Source organism: Leptolyngbya cf. ectocarpi LEGE 11479, assembly GCF_015207065.1.
Taxonomy (GTDB): Bacteria; Cyanobacteriota; Cyanobacteriia; order Phormidesmidales; family Phormidesmidaceae; genus Leptothoe; species Leptothoe ectocarpi.
Genome location: NZ_JADEXP010000263.1, coordinates 1 through 9,173 on the forward strand (window position 1 = coordinate 1; position 9,173 = coordinate 9,173).

The 9,173-nt window shown below is 50.8% G+C and carries 7 protein-coding genes; 5 read left to right on the forward strand and 2 right to left on the reverse strand.

What is annotated here, in order from left to right; genetic code table 11:
- The coding region (locus tag IQ260_RS22080) for a POTRA domain-containing protein (protein ID WP_322745020.1) at positions 1-486 on the reverse strand (486 nt) is incomplete at its 3' end.
- Complete coding sequence (locus IQ260_RS22085; protein ID WP_193995249.1) at positions 476-3,034, reverse strand: two-partner secretion domain-containing protein; 2,559 nt, start codon at positions 3,032-3,034, stop codon at positions 476-478. The genes IQ260_RS22085 and IQ260_RS22080, both read right to left, overlap by 11 nt.
- 305 nt (positions 3,035-3,339) lie before the next feature.
- On the opposite strand from IQ260_RS22085, the gene IQ260_RS22090 reads away from it, so the two are divergent.
- The 5 genes from IQ260_RS22090 to IQ260_RS22110 form a co-directional block, all read left to right on the forward strand.
- A complete protein-coding gene (locus IQ260_RS22090) occupies positions 3,340-4,086 on the forward strand; it encodes an SDR family oxidoreductase (protein WP_193995250.1) in 747 nt (248 codons plus the stop codon).
- A 515-nt stretch (positions 4,087-4,601) separates the two neighbouring features.
- Entirely contained in the window at positions 4,602-6,293 is a 1,692-nt protein-coding gene (locus IQ260_RS22095) for an ABC transporter substrate-binding protein (protein WP_193995251.1), read from the forward strand.
- Between the two features lie 12 nt (positions 6,294-6,305).
- Positions 6,306-7,331 carry an ABC transporter permease gene (locus IQ260_RS22100; protein ID WP_193995252.1) on the forward strand — a complete coding sequence of 342 codons (1,026 nt, stop codon included), beginning with the start codon at positions 6,306-6,308 and terminating at the stop codon, positions 7,329-7,331.
- Positions 7,331-8,200, forward strand: a complete 870-nt coding sequence (locus IQ260_RS22105; RefSeq protein ID WP_193995253.1) for an ABC transporter permease — start codon at positions 7,331-7,333, stop codon at positions 8,198-8,200. The genes IQ260_RS22100 and IQ260_RS22105 overlap by 1 nt, the downstream gene beginning before the upstream one ends.
- 36 nt (positions 8,201-8,236) lie before the next feature.
- Positions 8,237-9,173: ABC transporter ATP-binding protein (locus IQ260_RS22110; RefSeq protein WP_193995254.1), on the forward strand; the 937-nt coding region annotated here is incomplete at its 3' end.

The window sequence follows — 9,173 nt, forward strand, 5'->3', positions numbered from 1 at the left end:
GACTTCTAAGGTGCCGCCTGCTGCTGCAAACTCCTGAGGTGGGATAATCGCTGACGAAGTTATATAATTTGCAGTCCTATAAAGCTCAGTAATCGCTGATCTCACCCGAAACAGCTCTGAGAATGAAATCTCTACGGGTAGCTGCGCCCCCAAAGCCTCTTCAACGGCTGTGGTCAGCTCTTCATCTGTAAAAACACTGCTGCCCTCGAACTTAAACTGATTGATTATTACGGTCTCAGGAATATCAGGTCCAGGCTCGGGCGGCGTAGGAATAGGCTGAGTTTCCAACAGTGTTTCTGGATTTTCAATCTCTTCAAAGATTTCTGGTCGCTGAAATTCTTCCTCTGAGGGAGGTGAAATCAGCGGCGGTAGATCGGTAGGAGTTTCCTGGGCCAGTACAGCAGGTGCTAGTACCCATGTGCCCAGCGGCAAGGCCGCTAGCAAAAATTGTAGCAGTTGGGTAGACAACAATAATTTAGAGAACATCACAGGTAAATCCAGGGAACACGGAAGATGACGGAGCATTATCTGTATGGGCTGCTAACACGACCTGGCCATCACGTCCATAGCGCCAGGTCTGGGCCTCGGGAGTATTGTCTGTATTACTGCCTGAATTGCTGACAAGGGCAGATTCTTGCCCATGATCGTCATTAGCCACCCAAGTCTCGACCTGGGCCAGTTCAGCCTCATCCAAAGAGCTGACTAAACTTGGTGCCGACGCGCTGCTGCTGATCTGTTCCTCCGGTGTGGCCGATATTCCAGCCCGTCCCACTCGTGTGAAGCCACCAATATTTTGTGCTGCTTTTAGATCACCTGCAGCGCAGCCTTGAGCAATGAGACGAGAAGGGTCTACCAAGTCATCTGGCAACAGCAGCGGGTCCTGCAGTAAGGAATCTTCGAGGCCAGTGGTGTTAACAGTACCGTTAACGTTGGTTGGTGACGCGGCTGAAATATCGTTTCTAATCGGCGAATCACCGGTAAGGGTCACCGAGATGTTGCGCAAAAACGGAGACCCAAAACTCACATCAATCAAAGCATTGGAGTTAGGATCGTTGGATTCAGTCAGAATATTATTGTCCTGGGAAGGGGCGGCAATAATCTCAGGAGATACGTTCAACAAAATGTTGCCACCATTACCTGAATTGGTGCTGGTTGAGATTTCACTACCGTTGGCTAGGGCGATAAAAAATGCTCTAGATTCAGAATTGCCATCTACAATGATGGCTCCCCCTGTAGCATCACCCTCAGCCGCAGCAGAAATCCGACCGTCTCGATTAAGGGCAACTAAATCAGCATCAATTAAAAGGGCTCCAGCCTCGCCAGAGCTGTTGTTATCAACTGATATCTCACCGCCATTGAGGGCTCCCACCCGTCTGGCAACTAATAAAACCGCACCATTTTGTTCTCCAGAGCCTCCTACTGAAAAGGTAGACGCATTGAGACCGACTGCACTACTAATATTACTGCCCTCGCCTTTAACAACAATGTCATTGTCAGCAGCGATAAGAACAACACCCGCACTGCCTGTGGCATCGCCTACGGCATTGCTACTGATAGAACCACTGCTTTCAACAAATACGTTATCAGCTACCACAAGTACAGCACCAGCATTGCCATTGGCAGACGTCCCTGTGGCTATGAAGGCGTCATCCTCAACGACTACATCTCCGTCTGTAAACAATAGAACTGAACCGAATAAATCTCCTAATCCAGATGTACTACTTAAGTTACTTAGAAAGTCAAGTAGGTTACCACCATCGCCTGACAGAGTACTGCCTGTTCCTTCACCATCTAGATCAGTACTAATACCTGTATCAAATCCCTCTGTTCCCTTTCCACGTAATTCAATGCCTTGCGAAGCTAAAACAAATATGTTTCCAGGCTCTCCGATACCTGCAGGTTCTCCATCTTTTTCTACTCTCACAAGAGCTTGTAGCTGCGAACCATTATCCATTGTCAGAAAACCTGTTTCGATAAAAATTATACCGACATCTCCATCAAAAACTCCTCCTCTTTCAATAGTTGTAAACACGGCTGAATCATTATCCAGAGCAACAGTACCAGTGTCTCCTGTTATTAATGAAATTAGTCCAGGCTCTCCCTCTCCCCTCACCAAAGACTGGATCTCAGTTTTATTATCCAGAGATATTAGAGCGCCAGCTCGAAGAAGAATAACCCCTGCTAAGCCTGTCTCGCCAGAATCCAGATTAGCGGTTAGGATGCTGTCATTTAAAGAGATAACGCTATCAGCACTGGCTGAAATATTATCGCTATCAGGTGTTTCAAAGGCGAGTTCACCTGTAGATGCATTAACAGATACGCCGACACTCTCTCCACCTGATAGAGCTGATAAATATAGCGTACCTTTGGGAGCTTGCAAGATTCCGCCATTTAACGTAATATCGCCACCAATCAGGGCCAGAGTTTGGTCTAATTCAACCTCGAGCCCATCACCAAATCCATTTCCAGAACCAGTACCGGTATCTACCACGTTAATCGGACTGCTACCGCTATCTAGAATTTCAAACGCGGATGGCATGGAGCCAGTGCCGCTAAAGTCTGTTGCGGTGCCTGTAAGTAAGCGGGTGCCGTCTTCAAATAGCAGACTGCCGGCTGTACTACCGACAAAGGAGCGGCCAATATCGAGCGAGGCATTAGCAGTAAACGTTAATCCGCTGGGATTAATGACAAAAAGATTTACATCTCCGGCCTGGAGCGTGCCGCTAATCGTGGAAGCGTCGCCCCCGGTTACCCGAGTAATGACATTCAATATGCCGGGATTGCTGGTAAAGGCGGCTGTTTCATTGTCAAGCAGGCCAAAGCGCTCAAAACTGTGAAATAGGTTACTGCCCGATTCCAAACCATTGCCAATGGTGTAGGTATCAGTACCGTTGAATAGAACCGCAGAGCTGCGGTTACCAAAGCTATCATCTGGAATAATGCTTTGAGCATAGGCCCACGATGGGACGGTTGCTATCGCAACTCCTCCCCATACGCTCAACCATCTGGCAGCTGACCGTTTGATAGATGCCATAACCTTACCCATTGCCCCCATTACCTTTTTGCGACGTAATACAAATGCGTAAGACCCGAGTAAAATCACTCAAACAACGAGTACGTAGTTTTACCCAAGCAACAATATAACCACTTTTCTGAAACCGTGTATACTTAAGGACGCATCAATTTACGTTTCTGTTTACGTTGTTTTATATTTATCACGCATTCTCGGCACTGATTTGGGTGTTATCAGCCACTGACATGGCCGTTTTCTGCCAAGTTAAATGCTGGTTTCGCCACACGTTGGGGCTTGCTGACAAAGTCAGTAGTAAGGTATGAGAGATGAAGAATGTCGTTGTAATTACTGGAGGTAGTCGAGGTATTGGGGCGGCGACGGCTTACTTAGCAGCCGAACGTGGCTATGGCGTGTGTGTAAACTATTGCCAAAATCATAGGGCGGCTGAGGCGGTAGTTGAAACCATTCGGCAGCAGGGGGGTAGGGCCGTTGCGATCGCAGCCAATATCGCGGTCGAAGCTGATGTGATCGCCCTCTTTCAAGCAGTCGATCAGCAGCTTGGCCCAGTCACAGCCCTGGTAAATAATGCGGGCATTCTAGAACAGCAAATGCGAGTTGAAAATCTTGACGCGACTCGGCTCAATCGAGTGTTTGCCACCAACATTACGGGAGCCTTTCTCTGTGCCCGCGAGGCAGTAAAACGCATGTCTACCCATCATGGTGGTTCAGGCGGAGCAATTGTCAATGTCTCCTCTGTGGCAGCTCGGTTGGGAGCACCGGGGGAATATGTAGACTATGCCGCTTCTAAGGGCGCGATCGATGCCATGACCGTCGGTTTGGCCAAGGAAGTGGCCGCAGAAGGGATTCGAGTCAATGCCGTGCGACCAGGGTTTATTTACACGGATATTCATGCTGACGGCGGCGAACCTAACCGCGTTGATCGGGTCAAGCAAAATCTCCCCATGCAGCGGGGCGGTCAACCCATGGAAGTGGCCCAGGCTATCCTGTGGCTGTTGTCCAGTGAAGCGTCCTATACTACCGGTACATTTATTGAGGTGGCTGGCGGTAGATAGGGCAGCTGTTTACAGCAAGGCGCTGAACTCACACACAAACCTGAGAAGCAAGCACACTCAATATTCTACTGAGATCTTGCACCTGTGAGAATTCGCTTCCACAACGGTAACGGTCAACTATGCTTCAACCAATCCACAACGACCATCCGCATCTCTACACCAAATTGTCCCTTTAGCGGACAACCCTCAGTTAGCGCTGGCGTTTCAACCCAGCGCGGGCTGCAGCTACTACTTTGTTCTCTCTTTGGGACAAATCGTTTATGTAGTCTTCAAAGGACAAATAAACAAGCGTGAAACTAGCAGAGATATGAGTATTTTCATACTTGTCCAGTTTTGCTTCTAAAGCACACACTCTACAAGCTAGACTCTGGTTTACTGTTGCTGAGTTAAGGGATGAGTTGATTTAGTTAGCCGTTCCTACTTGAATCTTCCCGATTTCTTCTCGAATTTTTCCTGAAAAATTTCACCTGTCTGCTTTAACCTGCAGCTAATCCATCGGCAAAAGGAGTCAGGCCATGCGGCGACGAGACCTACTAAAGCGCGGTACAGCATTTACTGGAGGCGTATCCCTAGCCGCCCTCATCAACGCCTGCGGTGGCGATTCCCAACCGGCTGCCGAGTCCACTGCTGGAGACTCCTCCACTGATGCGGCTACAAGCACTGAGCCTGCCGTACTAACCGTGGTGCAGGGCGGCGGATTTCCTAATGGTCTCGACCTTCACCAGGTGGGGACTAACCGTCCCGCCTATGGGATCTCCTGGTGTCTCTACGACCGCCTCGTCACCTTTGGTAGCAAAACCTTGGACGATGGCTCCCTATCCTATGATTACACCGTCATTGAGCCTGAGCTGGCTGAGTCTTGGACCGTTGCTGCTGATGGCCTATCAGTAGTCTTTAACCTGCGTAAAGACGCCACCTTCCATGATGGCACCCCCGTCACGGCTAAAGATGTGAAATGGTCCTATGACCGGGCGGTGTCGGTCGGTGGCTTTCCTTCATTCCAAATGAAAGCTGGAGCTTTGGAAAGCCCGGACCAGTTTGCTGTTGTTGATGATCATACGTTCCAGGTCAATTTTATTCGGCAGGACAAGCTAACTCTGATGGATATGGCGGTGCCGATTCCCGCAATTATGAATTCTGCTTTGATCGAACCGAATGTGACGGCAGAAGATCCTTGGGGCCTAGAGTGGGCTAATGCTAACCCAGCTGGCAGTGGGGCCTATACCCTCGATACCTTTAAGCCAGAAGAGCGGGTGGTGCTGGTCCGCAACAATGATTGGAAATCGGGTCCGGCCCCAGCCATTGAGAAGATTATTTGGTTAAATGTACCGGAAGCGGGCAACCGCCGCGCCCTTTTGGAAAAGGGGGATGTGGATATTAACTATGAGGTTTCTGAAAAAGACATTAGTGAGCTGAGGGCAACAGATAAGTACACCATTACTTCAACGCCGATTGAGAATTGTCTTTACACGGTTGATCTCAATTCTCAGCCTGAGCTAGGGGGGGCACCTAATCCCTTCAATGATGTCAAAGTACGGCAGGCGGTGGCCTACGCCATGCCCTATGACGACATTGTCCAAACGGCACTCTACGGCGAGTGCGTCAAAATGTACGGCAGTGGAGAGTTTGAGCCTACCACTATCGACTGGCCTCAGCCCTATCCCTACAGTACCGATATGGCTAAGGCTAAGGCCTTGATGGCTGAGTCGGGCTACCCCGATGGATTTGATACTACGCTAGCTTTTAACCTGGGCACCCAAGAATGGGCAGAACCGTTCTGTGTATTGGTGAAGGAGTCCCTAGCCGAGATTGGCATTAACGTTACCTTGGAGAAAGTACCCGGTTCTAACTTTCGAGCGGTGCTAGTAGAGAAGAGCCGTCCGATGATTATTAACAACTTTGGCGGCTGGCTGAATTATCCTGACTATTTCTTTTTCTATTCTTACCACGGTCAGAATGCCACCTTTAACGGCAGCTCCTATCAGAATCCTGAGCTGGATCAGCTGGTGGACACAGCCCTGGCTACTGCTCCAGGAGATCCGGCCTATGAGGAGAGTGTGAAAGGATTTCTGAAGATTGCCTTTGAGGAGATGCCTCGCATTGTGGTGGCACAGCCGTATTTGTCGGTGGCAATGCAGCCCGGTGTGAGTCGCTATCAGTATTGGTTCCACCGGCAGCTGGACTATCGGCAGTTACAGAAAGCGTAAGAGGGGGACGTTATGGCTCGCTCCTCTACGGCTTCTGTTGTTGTTCGTCGCGTCATGGGTGCTATCCCTAGCATCATTGGGGTAATTATAGTCACGTTTGTGCTTACCCGTGCCCTGCCTGGCGATCCGGCTGCCTATTTTGCTGGGCCGGCTGCGTCCCAAGAGGCGATTGATCAGATTCGAGAAAGTTTGGGTCTGAATCGCAGCTTGCCGGTACAGTTTTTGATCTATGTGGGAGAATTGCTGCGGGGAGACTTGGGTAATTCCTTAACCACAGGACAAACGGTGGTATCTGATTTACTCACCCGTTTGCCTGCTTCGTTAGAGCTAACTCTGGCAGGCTTATTCTTTTCTCTCACACTAGCGTTGCCTTTGGGTATTTTAGCGGCTACTCGTCCGGGGTCCTGGATTGACCATGGTGTGAGGGTATTAGCTACGGCTGGAGTCTCTTTACCCACATTTTTTACCGGGCTGTTGCTGATCTATGTATTTTATTTTCTCCTCGGTATTGCGCCAGCTCCCCTGGGACGGTTAGCGATTCTCTACTCAGCACCGAATCAGGTGACGGGGTTGTTTTTAATCGATAGTTTGTTGGCGGGGGATGTGGATACGTTTCGGGCGGCCCTTGGTCAGCTGATGTTGCCTGCGATCACCCTGGGGTTGTTTGCTTTGGCTCCCCTAGCGCGGGTGACGAGGGCCGCGATGCTGAGCGTACTGTCCAGCGACTTTATTCGTACAGCTCGGGCCAGCGGTCTGGCTCCCTCCACGATCTTGTTTGGCTATGCTTTTCGTAATGCCATGTTGCCGGTGGTGACCACTTTGGGGGTGGTGTTTTCCTTTTTGCTTGGGGCCAATGTGCTGGTGGAAAAGGTGTTTGCCTGGCCAGGGATTGGCTCCTATGCGGTGTCTGCACTGATTGCATCGGACTATGCGGCGGTGCAAGGCTTTGTGCTGACTATGGCACTGCTGTATGTGGTGCTTAATTTGTTGATTGATTTGCTGTATGCCGTGATTGATCCGCGGGCGGGAGTAGAGTGATGACGGTATCTCAGTCGGTTATCAGAAAGTCTTCGCTGGCCCAGGCTCGCTATATTCTAAGTGAGAACTACGTTACCTTTGGGGCTTTTGTTTTATTTTTTGGAATGGTGCTATTGGCGTTGTTTGGCGGTGCGATCGCACCCTACAATCCCACCGCTAGCAATGCCGCTGTGGCCCTATCCCCGCCTTCTGTTGCCCACTGGTTTGGCACGGATGATCTAGGGCGCGATGTGCTGAGTCGGGTGCTGGTGGCGACTCGGCTAGACTTAGGGATTGCGGTGGTGGCGGTGGCGCTGTCTTTTGTCATGGGCAGTATTTTAGGGACCTGTGCTGGCTACTTTGGCGGGTGGTGCGATCTCATTATCAGCCGCGTTATCGACACACTGATGGCGTTTCCGCTGTTTATTCTGGCCATGGGGCTGGTGGCGGCCCTGGGTAACACCGTCGAGAATATTATTTATGCCACGGCGGTGATCAATCTGCCCCTTTATACGCGGGTGGTGCGGGCGGAGATTTTGGTGCGGCGCGATGCGGGCTATGTGGAGGCGGCCAGGCTAGCGGGCAACGGCCATCTGCGGATTATGGCGGCCCATCTGTTTCCCAATGTGTTGCCGGTGATGATGGTGCATATTTCGCTCAATATGGGCTGGGCGATTCTGAATGAGGCGGGACTGTCGTTTATTGGGTTGGGGGTGCGGCCACCGACACCGGAGTGGGGGATTATGGTGGCGGAAGGGGCAACGTACATTATCTCGGGCGAGTGGTGGCTGGCGATCTTTCCGGGAGCGGTGCTGATGCTGGCGGTATTTTGTTTTAATCTGCTAGGCGATGGTTTAAGGGATTTAATCGATCCGAGGATGCGGACATGAGCAGACGTAATTAGATGTTTCTAGAGAACTAATCCCATGATGTCACCCATTGCTGCCACCAAATCTGTTCAGACATCCCTGTTGTCGGTACGCGATCTGTCGGTTGAGTTTCGTACCCGTACGGGCACTGTTAAGGCGTTAGAAAATATCAGCTTTCACATTGGCAAGGGAGAGACTCTGGGAATTGTTGGTGAGAGTGGTTCAGGTAAGTCTGTGCTGGCGCTGGCTATTTTAGGTATCTTGGATCGGGCAGGGCATGTAACAGCGGGCGAGATTCTGTGGAGTCAATCTACGGAGACTTGCAATCTGCTCAAGATGTCTGAGAAAAAGCTGCGGCAGCTGCGAGGGAAAGAGCTGTCGATGATCTTTCAGAATCCTCGGGTGGCGCTAAATCCTATCCGTAAGGTAGGCAAACAGCTGGTGGATGTGCTGCACTGTCATTCTGATTTGCCTCGAGCGGCGCTTAAAAAGCGTGCCCTAGAGCTTTTGGCTAGTGTTAAAATTCCTGACCCGCAGCAGCGCTATGATGCGTATCCCTATGAGCTGTCGGGTGGTTTGTGTCAGCGGGTGATGATTGCGCTGGCGTTGGCTTGTGCTCCGCAGTTGTTGATTGCGGATGAGCCAACAACGGGATTGGATGTGACGACACAGGCGACGGTGATGAATTTGCTGAAGGACCTGGCGACGGGGCAAAATATGGCGACGGTGGTGATTACTCACGATTTGGCGCTGGCTTCGGAATATTGCGATCGCATTTTGGTGATGCATGCTGGGCATGTGGTGGAGAGTGCGCCGACGCATCCGTTGTTTAGTCGGCCGCGTCATCCGTATACGGCTAAGTTGATTGCGGCGACGCCTGAGCCGCATAAGGGGTTTGATGATTTGATTCCTATTTTGGGTGGGTTGCCGGATTTACGGCGGAATGATTTACCGCCTTGTCGGTTTATTGGGAGGTGTGAGCGGGCGACTGAGG

Bases quoted from the DNA above. Each gene is read 5' to 3' on its own strand.
- IQ260_RS22100 (WP_193995252.1), top strand. From the start codon at position 6,306: ATGGCTCGCTCCTCTACGGCTTCTGTTGTTGTTCGTCGCGTCATGGGT.
- IQ260_RS22090 (WP_193995250.1), top strand. From the start codon at position 3,340: ATGAAGAATGTCGTTGTAATTACTGGAGGTAGTCGAGGTATTGGGGCG.
- IQ260_RS22095 (WP_193995251.1), top strand. From the start codon at position 4,602: ATGCGGCGACGAGACCTACTAAAGCGCGGTACAGCATTTACTGGAGGC.
- IQ260_RS22085 (WP_193995249.1), bottom strand. From the start codon at position 3,034: ATGGCATCTATCAAACGGTCAGCTGCCAGATGGTTGAGCGTATGGGGA.
- IQ260_RS22105 (WP_193995253.1), top strand. From the start codon at position 7,331: ATGACGGTATCTCAGTCGGTTATCAGAAAGTCTTCGCTGGCCCAGGCT.